Consider the following 20,865-nt stretch of genomic DNA (forward strand, 5'->3'; position numbering starts at 1 on the left):
GCATACGGGTGCGGGCGGGGAGGTATCAGCTCAGCGCTCGTACCCGGCCGGGCGGATTCGCCGGTCGCGGGCCGGACGAGTTCGTCCGACCCGTCGTCGCGGCATCGGCGGCCGCACCCACCACCATCGCCCGCCATCAGCCCATGTGGTGTGCCACCCGGTTGCGCCCGCCGCGCTTGGCTTCGTACAGCGCCGCGTCCGCGGAGCCCAGCACGTCGTCGAGGTTCGGCGTCCCCTCACCGAGTTCGGCGAGGCCGATGCTCACCGTCACCGGGATCGGCCCGCTGCGCGTGACCACGGGCTCGCCGGCGACGGCGGCGCGCATCGCCTCGGCGAGGTGCGCGGTGTCGGCGAGTGAACGGCCGGGCAACGCGCAGGCGAACTCCTCGCCGCCGTAACGACCCAGCAGCCCCTGGCCACCCAGGACGTCACGCAGGCGGCCCGCGACGGCTTGGATGACGTCGTCGCCCGCTCCGTGACCGCTGTCATCGTTGATCCGCTTGAAGTGGTCGATGTCGATCATCAACGCGCTCAGCGGAGTGCCGGTACGACGGGCTTGCGCGCACCGTTCGGAGGCGCCTTCGAAGAAGTGCCGGCGGTTGTGGATCCCGGTCAGCGCGTCCGTGGTGGCCAGCCGGCGGACCTCGGTGAACAGCTGGGCGTTCTCGTACGCCACCATCCCCTGCTCGGCCAGCGCCGCCACGACGCTGACGTGGCTGTCGTCGAACCGGCCCGGCTCACGAGCGGTGAGCACGGCCACCGCGATCCGTCCGTCCCGGCCGGCCAGGGGCGCCGCCACCCAGGCCTGGGCACCCGGTGTCACCGCGTCGATTTCTGCCCACAGGCCGTCCGCGGCGCCGCGGCGTACCGCGTCGAGCGCGGCGAAGCCGGGCAGCAGCGTGGCATCGACCGCACCTGCCACGGCCGCGGCCGACCCGGTCAGCGGGATCAGGATCCCCGCGTCCGCGCCGGTGACCCGGACGAAGGTGGTCAGCAGCCGGGCGAGCGCCTCGTCGGGCACCAGGGTGCCGGCCAGATCGCTGACCGCCGCCCGCATCATGTCGGCGACGGCCCGCTGGCGTTCGGCCGTGCGCACGTTCACCTCCAACTGCGCGGCACGGGCGGTTACCAGCGAGGCGGAGATCTGCTGGGTGATCACGTTGAGCAGGTCGGCGTCGTCCTCGCTGAACGCGCCTTGGGCCAGCCGGGTGTCCAGGTACACAGCACCCATGACGTCACCGCGTGACACCAACGGCGCGATCATCACGCTGCGCAGGCCGTTGGCCACCACACTCTGCGAACGCACGGCGGTGCCGTCATCGGTGCCGGTCAGGACGACGGCGGAGCCGGTGTGATGGACCTGGCACACCAGGCTGGCCGCGTAACCGGTGACCTCGACGAGATCGGTACCGCCGGCCCCGCGCCCCAGATACGGCGTCAGCGGTCCGCCGGCGTCGCCGGCGAGGAACAGGATCGCCCGCTCCGCGGCGAAGGTTCGCATCGTCTCGTCGAGCGCGACGCGGGCGAGCTCGCCGGGATCCAGCACGGTGGCCGCCGCGGCGCTGAGTTCCTGCACCGCGTGCAGCCGGCGGCGCAACAGCTCACCGGTGACGTCGGCCGGCTGCCGGCGGCTGACCGTGGTGCGATGGGAGCCTGACCGCTCCAGGAGCGCGTGCCCGGCCCTGGCGCGGTGCTCCCACCCGTGGTCGACGGCGATCGCGACGGCCAGTTCGGCTTGCCGGTCCGCGTCCGCTCGGCGGTCGAGTGCCCGCAGCGCCCGGCACCGGCCCACCGCGACGAGGTGAGCCAGCAGCGGCAGATCCATCCCGCAGCCCAGCCGGTCGGCGTGACTCAGCTGGGTCAGCGCCTTTTCCGCCGCGCCGGTCAGCTCGAGGTAGTCGGCGAGCACGGCGTGGTGGAAGGCGCGCAGCACGTCGTTGTCGGCGGCGCGCCCGAACGCGGCTACGGCGTCACGGGCGAGCCGGAGCCGGGCCGCCCGCTCCTGCGGTTCGGCGCTGCGGCACCGGGCCAGTTCGGCCCAGGCCAGGTAGAGCCAGAAGTTGCGCTGCTGCGGCCAGACCCGCCGGGGCGTGATGCGCCACCGGCGCACCTCCGCGGTGAGCGCGTCGATGTCCTGCGTGTCCGGGAACTCGGCGGCCATGCAGGCCCGCGCCATCATGATGTTCATTCGCCGGCCCTGGTCGTCCCCGCGACCCCCGGCGGCGGCCAGCATCCCGCCCAGGCGTGCCTGGGCCTCGGCCCGGTTGCCGGACATCGCGGCGACCTGCACACCCACCGCGGCGATCGGGTTGCCCGGCAGCACGAGGTCCTTGGCGAGGCGGTCCCGGCCCCGGTCGTACCAGGCCTGCGCCTCGCGGGTGTAACCGCGCAGCAGCAGCGTGCCGGCCAGCGCGCCGACACCGGACAGATATTCGCCGGGCGGCAGCCACGTGCCGTGTTCGCGCAGCATCTCGCGGATCGCCGAGCCGGTGGCCGGCCCGAAACCGGCCACCGCGTCCGTTCCGGTGGCGCGGCTCCACGGCACCCGGGTGGTCAGCCGGGGGTCACCGACGGCGCGGGCCGCCCGGTCGGCGCGCGCGTAGCAGCGCTCGGCGAGCCGGGACAGGCGCACGGCATCCGCGATCATGGCGAGGGCGGCCTGCACGCGGGCGTATTCGGGGCCCGGGCCGAGACGGTGGACGGCCGGCAGGGCGCGGAAGTGGAAGAGGGGGATCAGCATCATGTGCATGCCGACCGCAGCCGCCATCGCCCCCGCGTCGCACAGATCCGACACGACGCGATCCCGCTGCCGGGCTGCTTCGTCACGCCCGGAGTACCGGTGCCGTCGCCGGCCAGTGGACCATCCCACCAGCAGGTAGGCCAGACCGGTGATCACCTGGAGCAGCACGCTGGACGGCACGGGCTGCCCGAGTTCGCGCAAACCGGCCCGGACCGTCCGCAGCGCCTCGGTGGCGGCGAAGTCACTGTGCTGGGCGTGCGCGATCTTGGCGAGTAGATCGGCCCGGCGCAACGGGTCGGATTCATGCTCCAGAGCGGCGGCGAGTTCACGCTCGGCGGCGGCCAGGTGCCCGGCGCGGAGGCTGGCCACGCCGCGCTGGCGGTGGAACAGCCCGTCGAGCGGCACGCCGGCGTCCGTGGCGGCCTGCTCGGCCAGATCGAGGAACTCCAGTGCCTGAGCCGCGGCGTGGTTGGTCAGTGCGGCATCCGCGGCGGCCCGGCAGGCAGCCAGCGTACGCAGCGGATCCGCCTCCGGGCCTGCCGCGGTGTAGTGGCGGGCGATCCGGTACCGGTCCCGCGAATCCCCGGTGTCAGCGGCGTCGAGGTGCTCGGCGATGAGCCTGTGCAGGACTCGTCGCCCGGCGGCGTCGACGTCGCTGAGCAGCGCCTCACGCAACCGCTGGTGCAGGAAGGCGTGCCGCCCCCCGCCCGCCGGCTCGAGGATGCCGCGGGCCACCCCGTCCTGCACCGCCTCCAGCGCCGCCGGCAGGCCGGTGTCACAGACTTCGGCCAGCAGCGCGGCGGTGAACGGAGCGCCCACCGCGGCCGCCGCCACGAGCAGCCGCCGGTTCGTCTCGGGCAGCGCCCTGGTACGGGCCACCACGAGATCGAGGACGTCGGTGGGCAGGTCCAGCCGGTCCAGGCCGTACTGGTCGAGCCGCCACGAGCCCCACTGCGGGAGCAGCACCCCGGCGTCCAGCATGGCGTTGAGGTACTGCAGCGCGGCGAACGGGTTTCCCTCACTGCGCGCCAGGATCTGCTCAACCAGCGACGACGGCACGGCGGCGTTGCCGAGATGGTGCGCCATGAGGGCGGCCATCTCGGCCTCGTCCATCGGCGGCACCTCGATGATCGGCACCTCGGGCGCCCAGGCGGCCTCACCGGTGCGTTCGGTGCTCACGATCAGCACCGGCGCCGACGAAGCGCTCAGAGCGGTGAGCACCCGGCTGGTGGCGTCGTCCGCCCACTGGACATCGTCGACGTGTACGAGCAGGCCCTTCGCGGCGTGACCGATCCGGTTCAGAAACGCCACGGTCGCCGTGACCAACTGGTCCTGACGGTCCTCGTCGGCCAGTTGCGGCGCCCGCAGGATGTGCCGCAGCGCGGGCGACAGCAATTGAAGTACGGCGGCGCCGTCCCCGGCCATGGTGCGAAGGCGCTGCCGCGCTTCCTCGGCCGCGGCCGCCGGAAGCCTGTCGACCTGGTCCAGGTAGCGTTCGAGCGCGGCCCGCAGCGGCGCCATCGCCGGTGCGCCGGGCGCGCAGAGCAGGGTCAGCACGGGGTGGCCGGCGGCTCGGGCACGCCGCGCCAGTTCGCCGGCGAGCCGGGTCTTGCCCGCGCCGGGCACACCGGCCAGTCGCACCGCTCCCGCGCGGCCCGTACCGGCCCCGGCCCAGTGGCGCGTCAGTTCGGCGAGTTCGGTCTCGCGGCCCACCAGCCGGCCCCCGGTGCCCTCGACTCGCCGTTCCTCCGCCGAGTTGTCGACCAGGCCGCGCAGCACGGCCGCGACGTCGTCGCCGTCGGCATACCGGTCGTCGGGGTCCTTGGCGAGCAGCCGGGCCACCACGGCGGCCAGGGCGACCGGCACCTCGGGATTCAGATCACGCACCGCGGGTGCGGGTTCCACGGCGTGCATCCGCACCAGCTCGGCGACGTCGGTCGAGGCGAACGGTGCGCGCCCGGTGAGACATTCGAAAAGCACGACACCGAGGGCGTAGAGGTCGGCGCGGCCGTCGACCGGGCGGGCCAGCATCCCGGTCTGTTCCGGTGCGGCGTAGGCGAACGTACCGGCGGCGGAGTGGCCGACACTGTGGTCCTGCCGGGCGGCCAGCCCGAAGTCGACGAGTTTCGGCCGCCCGTCGGGGAGCACGATGATGTTCCGCGGCGTGACGTCGCGGTGCACGATACCGACCCGATGGGCGGCGGCGAGCGCGGCCGCCAGCTCAGCGGTGATGGCCACCGCCTCGACCACGGAGACCGGGCGCTGGTCCCGCAGCGCCGCCAGTGACATCCCCTGCACGAGTTCCATGATCAGGAAGGGCGTCCCGTCGGTCTCGCCGACGTCGTACACCCGGCCCACCGAGGGATGATCGACGCAGGCCAGCAGCGCGGCCTCGCGCCGGAAAGCCGCGGTGGCACCAGCGCGGTCCAGGACGTCGGCGTGCACCATCTTGAGCGCGTACTCACGGCCGTCACGCTGCACCCGGTAGACCGAGGCGTGGGTGCCACGACCCAGCTCCTCGAGCATCTCCAGCCCGGCCACCGACGGGCGATGGGTCTGCGGGCCGGCGTCGACTGCCGCGCTCATCGCTGACGCCACATCGATAGGGACGGGCGAACCCGGTGAGCAGGGGAAGGAAGCCGGGTACCGGTCATCCGTCCATTCCAGCGGGCGGGCGGAGTTGCGCCGGAGTGCTCCGGTTGCCACTCGGTAGTCGCTGTCCGCAGGTCGTGCCGGTCACTGGGCGGCCAGGTGGCTTCGGTCCGTCGCCGGCGGTCATCGCGGGGACAACGACCGGCCGGACCGTGCGCCTTCAGGTTCTGGTCGGCGCGGTGGCCCGAGTGCCGGCCCGGGCGTGGTGCGGCCCGGTTGCTGTCGAAGCCGGCGGTGCCGTTCGCCGGGAACCGTCCGACCTGGTCGTGAGCGCCCCGAAAGCCAGCGAGAGCCCCGTCAACAGTCCGGCAGTCGTCCAGGACACGTCCCCATCAATACCTGGCACACTTCCGGCCCACCTGGTCAGCGGCGACAGCAGGTCGAACACCGAGGTCGCGAAGAGCAGACCAAAGAAGAGGGCCGGCGTCATGAGTCCACCGGCGAAAGTCATGCCCGTCCTTTCCCACGGGGTTGCCTGCGACCTGCCCAGCCACCAGATCCCGGTGAGCAGCAGGCCTGACACCGCCGCTTCCACCCACAGCCACGCCAACATGTTCTCCGTCGTCACCGCACGAATGGCCAGCGCCACGACCCAGATCACTGCGGCCACGGTGACCGCCATGGCGCGCGCTCGGGTGAATGGTGTCGCCGTCTCCAGCGCGACCACCAATCCCACACCAGCGTGCAAGGCGACCACGGGGAGCACGGCCCACACCAGCTCCGGCTCGGCATTGCGGCCAGACGTCACGAAACTGACCGCCAGCCCGACCGGGATGGCGATCGCCGCGACCACTCCGAAAACGTGCCGATCCGGCGACACCATGGCCCGACCGGCCCGCCGGCAGCCCACAGCCGCCGCTGCAACCACAGCTCCGGCAACCGACAGCAGGGGCAGCAGCGCCGAGCCGCCCACGTCGGCCCGATCGAGCACAAGGTCGACACCGGCCCAGACGACGACGCCGACCCCGGCGACCGCAACCGCCGACCGAGCACCACGAGCGAGCACGACAAGCGCCAGGCAGCAAGCGAGGGCGGCTCCCCAGCGCACATCCCGCGCCCCATACGACAGGTCTGTCTTGTCGTCCCACCACGGCGAGCCAGGTTCACACAACGGCTGCAACACCGCCATGCCGTACGCCCAGAGCCCGGCACCACCGAACGCGACAACGGCCAGTACCGCCGTACGCACCTTCTCGATCATGGCTTGGCAGCCTAGATATGCAGCGCAAACGTCCCCGGCCGCGCGACCCCTGCCGCCTCACCTCGTCCCGCAGACCATCCCGGGACCACCGTTGGTTGAGGCGAAGTCAGGGGGAAACGCTTATTGATCTTCTTGCCGGCCTCATAGCCCCGGCTGTCGCCGCCGACGGTGGCGGCAGAGCTCACCATCAAGACACCAAGGCGAGGTAACAGATGATCGCGGCTGTCGCCAGTAACAAGAGCCATATTGTGGAGGTGATCCGGTGATGAGTGACGAGCAGCAATCGCGCACCGTGGTGGGTGAGCGATTCGACAAATGACGTCATCATCGCCCAGGCGCTGCTAAAAATGCACAAGAAAAGCGATATTTTCTTGAATGCCGTATCTGCCGGGTTTATCAATAAGGCGCCCAGCATCAGGCCGATGGCGACAATGAAGCAGATCGCCGCCAGCAGCCGAACGACAAGGAAATCGGAATGTCCTTCCTCTGTCCGCGGAGGACCTCCCTTTTCCTCGGCTGCCGACCATCGCTGATAGCTGTCCAGAAATTTCCATGAATAGTTGCCGAAGAGCCGGTCCAGCACCCAGGCGACGCCCGGCAGCAAGATCAGGGGAAGCTTCGCCAGCTTACCGCTCCCGGCCATGCCGCTATCATCTCCGGTCATGCGTCCGTCGGTGTGGGTTACGCCGCCGGCAGGCTTGCGCCCCGGCCGTGAGCAGGCGTAATGGCCCGCTTTGCAGCGGCCTGTATCGTGTCGTCCGGCCATGCAGTGACGACGACGAATCAGAGGTGCTGATGGACGCCGCCGTACTGGCAGTGCAGCAGTGGGTCAACGCCACGTACGCCGGGGTCTCCGGATATGTGGTGGTCACCGAGGACGGCAGCGCCGGACGCCAGACGATGGCCGCGCTCACCCGGGGACTGCAGCACGAGCTGGGGATCACGGCCCTCTCGGACAACTTCGGCCCGGCGACGCTGGCGGCGCTGACCGCGCACGGCCCGATCGGACCCGCCGAGACGAATCGCAACCTGGTCAAGATCGTCCAGGGTGGCCTGGTCTGCAAGGGCTATGCCGCCTTCCGCCTCGACGGCATCTACGGCACGGCCGTGACCGCCGCCGTCACGGCCCTGATGACCGACGCCGGCCTCACGGCGCGGGCCGACGGGGCGGTCGCCCCGAAGGTGTGCAAGGCCCTGCTGTTCACCGACAGCTACGTGCTGGAGTCCGGCGCCTCCGCGCCACTGCGCGCCGCCCAGCAGTGGCTGAACGGGCGCTACCTGAACCGGTCGGCGTTCACCGTGCTGGCCTGCGACGGCCGCCGCTCCCGCGAGTTCCTGACCGCGCTGATCTTCGCCGTGCAGTACGAGGGCGGCCTGACCGACGCGCAGGCCAACGGCAACTTCGGCCCGCTGACCCAGGCCGGGGTCAAGAAGAACGGCCTGATCAAGGCGGGTTCCTCCGGCCCGTGGGTGCGGTTGTTCTCGGCCGCGCTCACGCACTACCCGGCCACCCCGGTGTTCACCGGCGACTTCGACGAGTCGCTGGCCGCTGCCGCCCGCGCGGTGCAGCAGTTCTGCGGGCTCCCCGTGAGCGGCGAGGGTGACTTCGCGACCTGGGCGTCGTTGCTGATCAGCATCGGTGATCAGGCCCGCCCGGGCACGGCGGCGGACACCGTCGACGAGGTGACCCCGGCCCGCGCCCAGGCCCTGGCGGCGGCCGGGTACCGCACGATCGGCCGCTATCTGACCAACGTCGAGGGCAGCGGCTTCGACAAGAAGATCAAGCCCGGTGAGCTGGCCACCCTGGCCGCCAACAACCTGCGCCTGTTCCCGATCTTCCAGACGTACGCGGACTCGGCCTCCTACTTCGGCTGGGGGCAGGGTTACGCGGACGCGCTCACCGCGCACGACGTGGCGGTCGGGCACGGCATCGCCGCGGGGGCGGTCGTCTACTTCGCCGTCGACTACGACGCGACCGACACCGAGGTCACGCAGCGGGTGATCCCGTACTTCCTCGGGGTCGACGCCGGGTTGCGGCAGCGCGGTGGCCGGTACTCGCACGGCGTCTACGGCGCCCGGAACGTGTGCAGCCGGCTCGCGGCCGAGGCGTTCCCGCGCTGGAGCTTCGTCAGCGGGATCACCTCGGGCTGGACCGGGAACGTGACCTACCCACTGCCCGCCAACTGGGCCTTCGACCAGATCTCCACGATGGACGTCGGCACCCTGGAGATCGACAAGTGCGTGCAGCGGGCCGGCGCCGACCCGGGGGAGGGCGCTTTCGGCTCCGCCGCGACCGACCTGTCCGCCTACCTCGACTGGATCGACCGGCTGCACGAGCTCGCGGTCGCGTTCGGCACCGGCGATCCGGGCGAGCGGGTCCTGGAATACCTGCGCGCCGGCCGCTACGACAACTGGCAGACCCGGAAGCTGGCCGGCGGCACGAACGCCGCATTCGTCAGCTACGTCGACAGCACCGGGCTGGCGCGCGTGCGCACCTACCGCGACCCGGTCGCCGGGGTGGACGTGGACGTCAGCCGGTGGGGTGCGGCGGCGCTCGCCGATCTGCGCGGACGGGGCGACGCCGGAGGTTGGGGCGGTGACCTGATCGCCTTCTACGGCGGATGGCGGTTCACGGCTCCGGCCACCGCGGCCCGCGACTACTGCGCGGCGTACCTTGCCACCAGCGAGAAGCCGGCGGCGCTCGACCTCGCCGGGCTGGTCGCGGACGTGGACGCGTACCTGGCCGCCGCGGCCCTGCGCGCGGGCACCACGCTCGGCGCCCACCTGCGCGGAGCCGATCGCGGTATCCGGTTCAGCCGGTTCTACCGCGGCCGGTTCGGCAGCGACCCGAACGCCGCCGCGACCGCGGCACAGAGCCTGCTCACCGGCACCGGCGACGACGTGGTGACGGCATACCGCACGGCGCTGCTGCGCGGCCTGAGCACCACCCCGGTGACCGTGGACGACCAGCTGCGGCAGTTCTGCAGGGGCTTCGCCGACCGGCTGGTCGCGCTGGCCGAGAAGGAGCAGATCCACATCCGTCGAGGAAAGGTGTCCTGATGCGGCGACGTACCCTGCTGGCGTCGGCGGGAGCGGGAGCCATGCTGACCGTTCCCGGGCTGCCCCCGGCCGCGGCCGAGGCCGCTGCCAAACCCACTCTGCGTACGTACGCCGTGCAGGGCACCGACCTCGCGGTGGCGTTGCTGCCCGGTCCGGCCGCGACGATCCTGCTCTACGCTGCTCGCCGCTTCCACTACGAGATCGACGCGCTGCGCTCGGGTGATCTCGTCACCGACGCTTCGGGCACCGTCCTCGACATCCGGCCGGGGTGGTATCCGGCGGGCGCACGGGACGGCTTCCTGCCGTACCAGCTGATCGTTGTTCATGACATCGTCGCGCAGTGCGACGGTCTGCTCCGCTGGGGCGGCGACGAGCGTACGCCGCGCGAAGGACGCTTCGCGATCGCCGTGGCGCCCACCGACCACCGCCTGCGGGTGCTGGCGAAGCGCCTGGACACCGATGCCGCATCACCGAGCCGCCGGGTGGGGGCGGGCACCGCCCTGCCGTTCACCACGGACCGGGTGCGGCGGGCGCAGTCGCTGCGTCGCAGCATGATCCGGTAACGCTCGGCGCCCCTTGCCGCCACGAGGGAGCGGACTTCTCGGCCCTCCGAAAGTCCGACGTCCCTTACCGGGCGGCTGCTGCCGCGCCGCGGAGCGGCTCCACGGACGGACGGCCGAAATGGTATCCCTGGGCCAGTCGATAGCCCAGCCGATGCAGTTCGGCCGCCTGCTCCGCGGTCTCGACGCCCTCCGCCACGGCGATCAGTCCCAAACCGTTGGCCACCTGGATGAGCGCGGTGGCGATCACCGCGTGCCTACCGGCCATGGTCACGTGGTCGACGAACGACTTGTCGACCTTCAGTACGTCGACCGGGACGGTGTGCAGCAGGGTCAGGGAGGAATGCCCGGTGCCGAAGTCGTCCAGCGCGATGTGGACGCCGAGATCGTGCAGCTCCTCGAGGGTGGTCACGGCGACCCCGCCTTCGAACACCGCGGTCTCGGTGACCTCGACGAGCAGGTGATGCGCCGGCATTCCGGCCTGCAGGAGGATGTCGGCGACCAATCCGGCGAAGTTCGGCTCGGCCAGTTGACGGGCGGACACGTTGACGCTGATCTTCTCCGGCGCGCCCGCAGCCTGCTCGCGCCGCCACAGCATGAACTGTCGGCAGGAGGTGCGGAGGATCCACTCGCCCAATTCCACGATCAGACCGTTGCGCTCGGCGACCGGAATGAAGACGGCCGGGCTCACCGTTCCCCGCTCCGGATGATCCCAGCGGATCAGCGCCTCGACGTAGCGTAGTTCGCCGTCCGGCAGATCGACGATCGGCTGGTAAAGCAGGTGGAACTGGCCCTCGTCCAGGGCGACCCGCAGCTCGGCGCCGATCCGGGCTTCCTCGCCCGCCCGCCGGTCGAGGTCCGGCGTGTATCGCCGGGCGCGAACCCCGGCTGCCTTCGCCGCGTACATCGCCAGGTCGGCGCGGCGCAGCACCTCCACCGGATCGGTGGTGTCCTGCGCGTCGGCGATGCCGATGCTTCCGCTGACCAGCAGTTCGTGGCCGTCGACGTGCACCGGTTCGCGCAACGCCCCGGTCAGCCGTGCGACGATCGCGTCGCCTTCGGTGGTACCCGCGCCGGGTACAAGGACCGCGAACTCGTCGCCGCCCATCCGGGCGACCGCGTCAGCGTCGGGCAGCGCGGTTGCCAGCCGCTCGGCGACCAGGCTCAGCAGGCGGTCGCCCACCACGTGACCGAGCCGGTCGTTGATGCTCTTGAACCCGTCCAGGTCGAGCAGGCAGACCTGGACGGAGCCGGCGGCAACCGCCGTGACGAGCCGTTGCTCGAAACCTCGGCGGTTGATCAGGCCGGTCAGGTCGTCGTGCAAGGCGAGTTTTTCGAGGCGGGCGGACTGTCGCTGTACCTGCTGCACGAAGCCGGACAGGCGGGTCAGGACAAGCAGGAAGAGCACCACCGAGTCCACTCCGATGGCGATCCAGTCGACCGGTTCCTGCCGGAGGCCCTGGGCGAACAGCACCGCCGGCACCAGCAGCGTCGCGGCGGTGATGGTGGCCAGACGGCCCCACCCGAACCGGACCGGGCCGAGCCCGCCGGTCGCGACCGCCGGCATCGTGGGGTGTAGGGCCGCGCCGGCCCAGCACACATAGCTGAAAACGAATCCGGCGTTGACCACGGTGCCGATGTGGGCGTTGGTGCTCAACGAGAACGTCCAGAAGACCTCACCGAGGAACATGATCATGCTGCCCGTGGCGAGGAGGACCACGCTCGGGGTGCGCCCACCCGGCCGGCTCAGCATGCGGACCACCACGGCGAGCATGAGCACGTCGCACGTCGGATAGGCGCCGCTCACCAGACGTTCCACGAGCGGGGTGCTACGGTCGCCTAGCGTCGGTTCGACCAGGAAGACCCAGTACACCAGACCGACCGCGGTCGCGATGATCGCGGCGTCGATCACGCCGGCGCGATCACGAGGCCCGCGATGGCGTGCGACGAGCAGCAGACCGGCCCAGAGGACGGGATAGCCCAGCAGGTAGAGGCCGTCGTTGTACCAGAGGTGCAGATGTTTCCCGGTCACCGCGACCATCGCCTCGAACAGCACGTCGCCGGCGACGAAGGCACCGATGCCGGCTGTCAGGACGTACCACGAGCGGGCGTCGGCCGGACGGTACCGGCGGACCGCGGTCAGGATCGCCGTCACCGTGGCGGCGCCGATGATGTAATAGATGAGCCGGCTCGGCGCCGAGTCGGCAGGAAGAACGGCAAGGGCGACGCAGAACACGGCGCCGGTCGTCATCCAGGTCCACCACAGTCGCACGTCAAAAGATCGGTATCCGGCGGGCCGAATTGAGCGTGTGCTGTGACACTGCCCGCCCAGTCGGCGAGGCCGCAGCGCGGCCTCGGCACGTGATACCCGAGTGCGGAGCGGACGGTGGCGGCCAGGTCGGTGATCGACCAGCGGACGGCCGGCAGCGGCCGGGAGAACCCCCAGGCCGCTGCCGGATCCGGTGGTTGTCGCTCAGCTCTCCTGGCCGGTGGTGCCCCGGAAGGCCGGGTGCACCTGGAAGTCGGCGCACCCGCCGCTCCAGGCGACGGTGGCCGACCGGCTCTGGTGCGGCGGGCTGACCTTCAGCTTGGTCACCGGTGTGCAGGCCCGGCCGTCCTTGCCGGCGTTGAGCGCCTCCACCACGGCCGACACGACGTCGCCCTTCTCCAGCAGGAGCGGCGAGATCTCGTCGGAACCCGGTGCCTGGCCGCCGGCGAAGCCCCGCGGGGTCTGCGCGACGGGCACCTTGGCGCCGGACGCGGTGTACGCGACGACGCTGGGGTAGCCCCTGAACCAGCAGGTGGTTCCGTTGTTACGGAAGTGCACCCGTGCCATGCTGTGACCGGTGGCGCCCTCGGCCGGATCCATAGTGATCTTCAGCTTGGCGCTCGTACAGTTCGGGGCGACCGGATCGCCGGGATCGCTGGTCGGGTTGACGTGCGGCGGCTTGGATCCCGCGGACGCGAAGGCCGCCGGCATGCCCACCAGACCGACGAGCAGACCGGCCCCGACGGCGACGCCGCCGGCCATCTGCACAGCGCGACGACGCCGCTTCGGCGTACGGGAGAGCTCCCCGACCGCGGACGATTCCGGAGTTCTGATCTCGTTCAGTCCGGATGACTGCTGCCGGTTGTCGTTCTCACGCATGCTGTTTTTGCCCATCTGTTGATCGGTGTTGACGTCTATTGAGACGTCGGTCGTCACCCGATCTGTTGCCTCAGGGGCGAAAAGTCTTCGGTACGGTCATTCGGAAGCCGAGAGCGCCGGCTACACCGATGGCGCTGTTGCGAGCTGAGGAGCCTCAGACGGTGCGAGGGTACCAAGGAAGTCCCGGGCCCAGTAGTCGATGTCGTAGGCGCGCACCTGCTCGCGCATCCGGCGCATCCGGGTGCGCAAGTCCTCGGGGTCAGCGTGGAGAGCGGCGAGGATGGCGCGTTTGACGTCGTCGGTGTCGTGGGCGTTGGTCAGGAACGCGTCGCCGAGTTCCTCGGCCGCTCCGGTGAACTCGCTGAGAACGAGTGCTCCCTGCTCGTCCCGGCGGGCGGCGACGTATTCCTTGGCGACGAGGTTCATGCCATCGCGTAACGGGGTGACCAGCATGACGTCGGCGGCGAGGTACAGGGCGACGAGTTCAGCGCGGTCATAGGACTGGAACAGATAGTGCACCGGCACGCGGCCGATGTGGCCGTATTCGCCGTTGGTGCGCCCGACCTCGCGCTCCACCCTTTCGCGCAGCTGCTGGTATTGGGTGATGCGTTGCCTGCTGGGGGTGGCGACCTGCACCAGTACCACGTCGTCGTTGGAGATCTCGCCGTCGTCGAGCAGATCGTGGTACGCCTCGAGGCGCTGTTCGATGCCTTTGGTGTAGTCGAGACGGTCAACGCCGAGCAGCAGTCGCCGTTGACCGCCGAGTTCCGCTCGGAGCTCCTGAGCCCGCTGCTGCACCGCGGGGTCGGCAGCGAGTTGGTCGACCTCGGCGACGTCGATGGAGATCGGGAAAGCCCGGGCGACGACGGTACGTCCGTCGACCTCGACGCGGTCGTCCTCGGGATCCAGTCCCAGCAGCTGCCGAGTCAGCCGCAGGAAGTTCTGCGCCGCGAGGGCGCCCTGGAAGCCGACCAGATCGGCGCCGAGCAGCCCACGCAGCAGCTCACGACGGCGTGGCAGCTGCATGAACAGTTCGACCGGGGGAAAGGGGATGTGCAGGAAGAAGCCGATCCGCACATCGGGGCGCAGTTCGCGCAGCATCGCCGGCACCAGGAGCAGCTGGTAGTCGTGAACCCACACGGTCGCGTTCGGTGCGGCCACGTCCGCGGCGGCCTGGGCGAAGCGACGGTTCACCGCCTCGTACGCCTGTCGCCATTCCCGGCGGTGAGTCGGTTGTTCGACCAGATCGTGGAACAGCGGCCAGATGGTGGCGTTGGACTGGCCCTCGTAGTAGCGGTCGACGTCGTCGGCGCTCAGCGACACCGGCCGCAGGTACATGCCGTCGACGTCGAAGGGTTCGGTCTCGGTCCCGGCGCTGCCGGTCCAGCCCACCCAGGCACCACCCTGCTGGCGCACCACCGGCTGCAGGGCGCTGACCAGCCCTCCGGGACTGCGTTCCCATCGGCGCTGCCCGTCGGTGTCGGTCACCTCGTCGACCGGCAGCCGGTTGGCGACCACTACGAACCCGTGCCCGTCAACGGCGACACCTGCGTCTTTACTCACGCCTGCGGAATACCTCCGGGCCGTGAAACGAAACATTTCCGGCTTGTTGCCGAGCCCTCGACTCGGCTGGGCATCCTCAGCGTCGCCGAACGGGTCATGCGCCGACGTGGATGCCGGGTCGGCGGGCCGGGTCGGGTTCGTTCTCCCGGATGATCTCGCGGACGACCGGGGCGGTATCGCCGCGGCCGAGCAGGAAGTAGCGGATCATGTGCACCAGCGGGCTGCCCTCGGCCCAGGCGAAGTAGCAGTGCGGGCGTACCCCGGTGACGTCGCGCAGGGCGAGCAGGATCGCCGCGATGGCGTTCGGCCCGGCCGGAGCCTGCGCCCGGAGCACCCGGTGCGGGCCGACCTGCACGCCGTGCACGGCGAGGGTCTCGCTGAAGTCCGACGGGTCGATGACGTCGATCTCCAGGAAGATGACGTCGGCGCTGCCGGGCACGGGGTTGTTGCCGCGTTGTTCGCGTTCCTTGGCCCGGTACTCGGCGGCGTTCCCGGCCTGCCGGCGGTTGGCGATCAGGTTGATCTGCCCGTCGTGGTCGATGGTGTCGGTGATGAATCGGCGGGCGGTGTCGTCGAACTCGATGCGGTCGGCGCGCAGCTCGGTGGTCCGGGCGACCCGGGAGATCAACGAGATGGTGATGATGCCGGCGATGAACATCGCGGAGATGGCGATACCGTCGGGTTTGTCGATGATGTTCGCGACCAACGCGTAGGTCAGCACACCGGTGAGCAGCGCGAAGCCGACCGCTGCCGGACGCTTGCGGTGGCGGATGGTCGAGACGGTGACGGCGAACGCGCCGGACACCATCATGGCCAGGATGCCGGTGGCGTAGGCGCCGGCCTGAGCGTCGACGTCGGCTTTGAACGCGATGGTGATCGCGATGCTGATCACGGTGTAGACGATGACCACGGGCCGCACGGCACGGCCCCATTCCGGAGCCATGCCATAGCCGGGCAGGTAGCGGGGCACGATGTTGACCAGCCCGGCCATCGCGGAGGCGCCGGCGAACCACAGGATCAGCACGGTGCTGATGTCGTAGACGGTGCCGAACGCCTCGCCCAGGCGTTCGTGGGCCAGCCACGCCAGAGCGCGGCCCTTGGCGTTTCCCCCGTCGCCGAATTCGCTGGCCGGGATGAGCACGGTGGTGACGAAGCTGCTGGCCATCAGGTAGACGCTCATGATCAGCGCGGCGGCGGTGAGCAGCTTGCGGCTGTTACCGATCCGCGAGGTTAGCCGCTGTTCGGGATCGGCGCCGTCGGCGGCGATCAGTGGCATCATGCTCACCCCCGTCTCGAAACCGGACAGCCCGAGCACCAGCAACGGGAAGGCCAGCAGAGCCGGGCCGGCCAGGGCGGTGAATCCGCCGCCGCCGGAGGTGAGCGCCGACGTCCACGCCGACCAGGCCGACGCGTTGGTGACGATGTCGATCAGGCCGGCGCCGATGATGACGGCGTTGAGGCCGAGGAATACCGCGACCAGGGGGATGGCGACGCTGACCGCCTCGCTGAAGCCGAGCAGGAACACCCCGCCCAGAATCAGCAGCAGCACGACAGTCACCGCGACGCCGTGCCCGTGCAGTACGGCGGGGGAGTGCGGGTTCTCCAGCAGGTGCAGACTGGCGTCGGCCGCGGACAGGGTGATCGTGATGAGCCAACTCGTGGCGACGAAGCCGAGCAGGACCAGAACGAACAGCTTGCCGCGCCAGAACGGCAGCAGTTCCTCCAGCATGTGCACCGACCCGGCGCCGTGTGGGCTCTCCTTGGCGACCCGCCGGTACATCGGCAGCATCCCGAACAGGGTCAGCGCGACGATCAGCAGGGTCGCCAATGGCGAGGTTGCGCCGGCCGCCACCGCGGCGATGCCCGGCACGTAGGCGAGGCTGGAGAAGTAGTCGACGCCGGTCAGGCACATCACCTTCCACCAGGCGTGCTGCTCAGCGTGCGCCTCACCCGCGGCCGGGCCCACCGGCTGCACGCGATGCTTGAGCATCCACTGCGCCAGCCCGCCCGCCGGCTGCACTCGGGCACCGGGAGTGTCCACCACTGCCGGTACCGCCAGCTCCCGGGACTGGCGTTGCCCGGGTCCCTGTGCGCCTGTCCTTTTCGCCACGAGACGCCACGCTACGACATCACCACAGCAACGCCATGGGCAGCATCCGGACGGCGGTCATCGGTCGTCGGCACTGCACCAGGCGTGTTCTGTTGCGGCGCATGAGAAGAACGCTCGCGGTGCTCCGTCGCCGGCCCGGGCGATGCAGGCATCCCGGGCCGGCGGCTCCTATGCGGTCAGCACTTCTTCCAGGCGACGTGGTAGACGGTGTCGATGCGCCCGTCGGTGGAGTCCATGGTCAGGAAGCTGGTGGCGGTACGGCTGGACCAGCCGCGGTTGACCCGCAGCTCGGTGTTGACGTTGAGGTAGCGGTCCTCGCCGCAGGGCAGGAACGACAGCGACCCGATGCCCACGGTGTCGGTGCGCTGCCAGTCGGTGTCGGCCGGACCGGAGAAGTCGTGCCGGATGCGGGTGGACTGCGGCTCACCCTGGAAGTAGTAGTTCGCGCTTTCCGAGCCGGTGGCGCCGCGCTCGAGGTGGGCATAACCGCGGTAGTCGGCACCGGCGATGGCGAAGGTGTAACCCTGTGGGACGTGCACGTTCAAGGCGAGTTGACAGTTCCTACGAAAGTCGGTGGGCCCCGCGTCGGGGCCGGTCTGGGCCGTGAACTTGCTGTAGGTGACGGTGAATGCCTTGTTGTCCGGCGACACGGTGACCTTCGCGCTGCGCTCCGGGCAGCCGCTGCCGTTGGCGGCGGCCACGGTGATGGCCATGTCCTCGCCCGGGACGATCGTGGACGGCGCGGCGTGCGCGGCCGTGCCGGTGCCGGCCAGTGAGGCGAGCAGGGTGGCTCCGGTGGCCAAGACCTTCAGCATGCTGGTCGTTCCTTCCCGATGGGGTTGCGTAGAAGCAGAGTGCGGATACCGCTCACTCGTCCGAAATGTACGTTCTGTGGCTTTATTCCGCCAGGCCGGCGCTGCTGAAGTTGATCTCGTGCGGGTGACGAATGGGGCGATCCTGGCCGTTCGGTTGACCTTCAGGATGGCCATTCGGCCAGCGGCGGCATAGTCGAAACGGTTTATTCCGCAGATGCGGTTCATATTGTCGGATCATTTCTTTACGTCATCCGAATGGCGTAAGGGCATCCGAATTCTCGCCCGGATTACCGGCCTGTGATCCGATCGGTTCGCGGTGTCAAGCCGCTGAAAGAACTGATGTAGCCATCGGAGGCGAAAATGAAGAGCATTACTCGTGTGCTCGCTGTGGGCGGCCTGGGGCTGGGTGCCGCTCTGGTGATCGGTGCGGGGCCCGCACAGGCCGTCGACGCCACGGCCCAGCCGGCCGTGCACGGCGGGTCGGTCCAGGCCGTCGGCCACTGGGACGACAGCGACGTCGTGGGATATTTCCGGACCCGGTTCGGGTGTGAGCGGGTCGGCCGGCTCGGCGAGTACCACGGTCGCTGGGATGACTACGACTGCTCGCGGGTGTGGTCCGGGTTCAACCGCGGCGCCTGGGTCCTGGAGGTCGCCACCGACGACTGGAACGGCGACTGGGACGACGACAACTGGTACCACGGCTGGTACGACAGCTGGCACGGCGGTGACTGGGACCGTGGTGGCTGGCACCGCGATCACGGCGGCTGGGACGGCCACCACCGGGACGGCTCCGCGAAGGTGGCGGTGTTCCCGGTGAATTCCGGCGCCCGATCGGTCAGCTGATCTCACGCCGTTCGCGGGTCACGCCTGTTCCGGCGTGGCCCGCGAACACCCGAGCAGAAGCGTGGTGCGGCTGTCGGTGAGGTCAAGCCGACGTATGCGGGTAGTTGTCGGCCGGCTGTGGAGATTCGCCTGCCATGCCGCTGCTTTCCGGTGCCCGTGAAAGCGCGTCGCCGACCGCGGTGAGGAGGTGGTCCGCAGTGAAGGGCTTCTCGATCACCGTAGCGTCGGTTTTGCACAGACGGTTGGGGCCGAGGTTGCCGTCGATGTACCCGGAGATGTAGAGCACGGGCAGGCGGGGGTCGGTGCGACGCAGGATCTCGGCCAGGCGCGAGCCTGACATGTCGGGCATGACCACGTCGGCGATCAGCAGGTCGCAGCCGCCGCAAGCGTAGGCAGCCAGGGCATCGGGGCCACTGACGGCGGACCGGACCTGATATCCGCCGTGGGTGAGAATACGAGCAACGCTCGCGGCGAGCGCCGGTTCATCCTCGACGACCAGGATGCTCTCGCCGTGTCCACGTGGCGGTGCCGCATCGGTGCGACGTGCCGAAGCGAGGCCGTACGGCACGTCGACGCTGGGGAAGTACAGCCTGAAGGTCGTGCCGAGGCCGAACTTGGAGCAGACGTCGATGCTGCCGCCGGCGGTGGTGACGATGTCCAGGACGGTGGCCAGGCCGAGTCCGGTGCCGTGCCCTTTCGGTTTGGTGGTGAAGAACGGTTCGAAGATGCGGGCTATGGTTTCCGGAGGCATCCCGGTGCCGGTATCGGTGACGGAAAGCTGGAGGTAACGTCCGGCCGCCACCGGTGGGTGGACGTTCGCCTGGTTCTCCTCGAGGTCCACGGCGCCGGCCGCGATCACCAAGGTGCCACCGTCGGGCATCGCGTCACGGGCGTTGACGGCGAGGTTGACCAGAATCTGTTGGATCTGGCCGGCGTCCGCACAGATCTTGACGGGCTCGGGGGAGCGCATCACCACCAGCTCGATGTGTTCGCCGAGAGTGCGGGCGAGCATGGCCTGCGCTTCGTCGATCGCGGCGTTGATGTCGAGAATCTGCGGCTGGATGGCCTCGTGCCGGATGAAGCCGAGCAGTTGCGCGGTGAGCCCGGCCGCCCGTTTTGCAGCCTTGCGAATCTGGCCGAGGTCATGCAGCGTCTCGGGCGAAGCGTTCTCGGCGACGAAGTCCGTGTAATTGAGGATGATGGCCAGGACGTTGTTGAAGTCGTGGGTGATGCCACCAGCCAGGTGCCCCAGGCTCGCCATCCGCTGAGCCTCTTTGGCTCGCTGCTCGATTGCTCGTTGTCGCGCTTCGGCGAGGATGGCACCGAGCACCGTCAGGGCGGCGGCGACGATGCTCAGGATGAGGATGTAGCGCCGGGTGGCGGCTCCCACCGCGTCGAGCCGGCCGAGACTGGTTTCCTCCGCCGAGACCGACAGCGCGGCGGTGGCATCACAACCGCCGGCGATCTGCCCGTAGAGTTTGATCTCTTGGCCGAGGACGAGTTCGGAGGCGGCCCTGCGGTCCGCCGGCTTGCCGGTGCGGTACAGCTCCACGACCTTCCGGTCCACGGTCATGAATTGCTCGAACGCCCTCCTGACGGCATCGACGGTCGGTGCCGCCGGAGACGACGTGGACAACAGTTCCAGGGCTCCCAGATCTTTGTCGAACTTCTGGGCCGCGTCGAGGAATTTCGCACGGCTGGGTGAGGTATCGGCCGTGGCTTCCGGCTCGCCGCGGATGATGTCCAATGCGTATGCCGTCTGCCAGCCGTTGAAATCGGCCGCCCGGAATTTCACCTGCTGTGCGGATTGAGCCAGCCGCTGCGCCCGCTGTGCCTGACCGGCCATGGCTTCCTGCCGGTAGGATACGGAGTAGCCCAATACAACGACGGCCACCAGCACCACGATGGTGATCGCCGTAACCAGTAAGCGCCTTTCATACCGACGCTTCGACAGCCAGCTCATCTGCTGCATACCTGCCTTCCGCTTCTTCGCTGGAGCCGTAGCAATGCCCTGTTGCTGCCCCATCGTCCGTTTCTGGGAACGGTGACTCCGACACCCCTATTTGATGGCGATTGTCCCCGCGCCGGTCGAGTAGTGTGCTGTTTTGGTGGTCAGACAAAACCTGGGCGGTATTTCCGCCACCACATGCGATGGTCAGCCCGCCGTTGAATC

At 69.8% G+C, this 20,865-nt stretch carries 12 protein-coding genes; 3 read left to right on the forward strand and 9 right to left on the reverse strand.

Annotation, left to right across the window (positions count from 1 at the left end; all coding sequences use genetic code 11):
- Positions 1-136: 136 nt before the first annotated feature.
- The 3 genes from ACSP50_RS16535 to ACSP50_RS16545 form a co-directional block, all read right to left on the reverse strand.
- Positions 137-5,326: a diguanylate cyclase gene (locus ACSP50_RS16535; protein WP_014690377.1), complete on the reverse strand. Its 5,190-nt coding sequence runs from the start codon at positions 5,324-5,326 to the stop codon at positions 137-139.
- 226 nt (positions 5,327-5,552) lie between these two features.
- Entirely contained in the window at positions 5,553-6,593 is a 1,041-nt protein-coding gene (locus ACSP50_RS16540; RefSeq protein WP_014690378.1) for a hypothetical protein, read from the reverse strand.
- A 187-nt stretch (positions 6,594-6,780) separates the two neighbouring features.
- On the reverse strand, positions 6,781-7,257 hold the full coding sequence (locus tag ACSP50_RS16545) for a hypothetical protein (protein ID WP_080127858.1): 477 nt from the start codon (positions 7,255-7,257) through the stop codon (positions 6,781-6,783).
- Positions 7,258-7,388: 131 nt separating this feature from the next.
- On the opposite strand from ACSP50_RS16545, the gene ACSP50_RS16550 reads away from it, so the two are divergent.
- A complete protein-coding gene (locus ACSP50_RS16550; protein ID WP_014690380.1) occupies positions 7,389-9,653 on the forward strand; it encodes a glycoside hydrolase domain-containing protein in 2,265 nt (754 codons plus the stop codon).
- Entirely contained in the window at positions 9,653-10,216 is a 564-nt protein-coding gene (locus tag ACSP50_RS16555; RefSeq protein ID WP_197688149.1) for a hypothetical protein, read from the forward strand. The genes ACSP50_RS16550 and ACSP50_RS16555 overlap by 1 nt, the downstream gene beginning before the upstream one ends.
- 64 nt (positions 10,217-10,280) lie before the next feature.
- Here ACSP50_RS16555 and ACSP50_RS16560 read toward each other — a convergent pair whose 3' ends face one another.
- The 5 genes from ACSP50_RS16560 to ACSP50_RS16580 all read right to left on the reverse strand — a co-directional run bounded on the left by ACSP50_RS16560 (position 10,281) and on the right by ACSP50_RS16580 (position 17,849).
- Positions 10,281-12,464 (reverse strand): bifunctional diguanylate cyclase/phosphodiesterase, encoded by a 2,184-nt coding sequence (locus ACSP50_RS16560; RefSeq protein WP_014690382.1) that lies wholly within the window; start codon positions 12,462-12,464, stop codon positions 10,281-10,283.
- 222 nt (positions 12,465-12,686) lie between these two features.
- The gene (locus ACSP50_RS16565) at positions 12,687-13,361 is read right to left on the reverse strand and encodes a DUF4232 domain-containing protein (RefSeq protein ID WP_231956946.1); all 675 of its coding nucleotides are present in this window, start codon (positions 13,359-13,361) and stop codon (positions 12,687-12,689) included.
- Between the two features lie 120 nt (positions 13,362-13,481).
- Positions 13,482-14,924 carry a trehalose-6-phosphate synthase gene (locus tag ACSP50_RS16570; RefSeq protein WP_014690384.1) on the reverse strand — a complete coding sequence of 481 codons (1,443 nt, stop codon included), beginning with the start codon at positions 14,922-14,924 and terminating at the stop codon, positions 13,482-13,484.
- A gap of 94 nt (positions 14,925-15,018) precedes the next feature.
- Positions 15,019-16,914, reverse strand: a complete 1,896-nt coding sequence (locus ACSP50_RS16575) for an amino acid transporter (RefSeq protein WP_231957035.1) — start codon at positions 16,912-16,914, stop codon at positions 15,019-15,021.
- A 296-nt stretch (positions 16,915-17,210) separates the two neighbouring features.
- Positions 17,211-17,849 (reverse strand): DUF4360 domain-containing protein, encoded by a 639-nt coding sequence (locus tag ACSP50_RS16580; RefSeq protein WP_014690386.1) that lies wholly within the window; start codon positions 17,847-17,849, stop codon positions 17,211-17,213.
- A gap of 378 nt (positions 17,850-18,227) precedes the next feature.
- On the opposite strand from ACSP50_RS16580, the gene ACSP50_RS16585 reads away from it, so the two are divergent.
- Positions 18,228-18,692 carry a hypothetical protein gene (locus tag ACSP50_RS16585; protein WP_231956947.1) on the forward strand — a complete coding sequence of 155 codons (465 nt, stop codon included), beginning with the start codon at positions 18,228-18,230 and terminating at the stop codon, positions 18,690-18,692.
- Positions 18,693-18,774: 82 nt separating this feature from the next.
- On the opposite strand, the gene ACSP50_RS16590 is transcribed toward ACSP50_RS16585, so the two are convergent.
- Positions 18,775-20,718, reverse strand: a complete 1,944-nt coding sequence (locus ACSP50_RS16590; RefSeq protein ID WP_231956948.1) for an ATP-binding protein — start codon at positions 20,716-20,718, stop codon at positions 18,775-18,777.
- Positions 20,719-20,865 lie beyond the last annotated feature (147 nt).

Source organism: Actinoplanes sp. SE50/110, from assembly GCF_900119315.1.
Classification (GTDB): domain Bacteria; phylum Actinomycetota; class Actinomycetes; order Mycobacteriales; family Micromonosporaceae; genus Actinoplanes.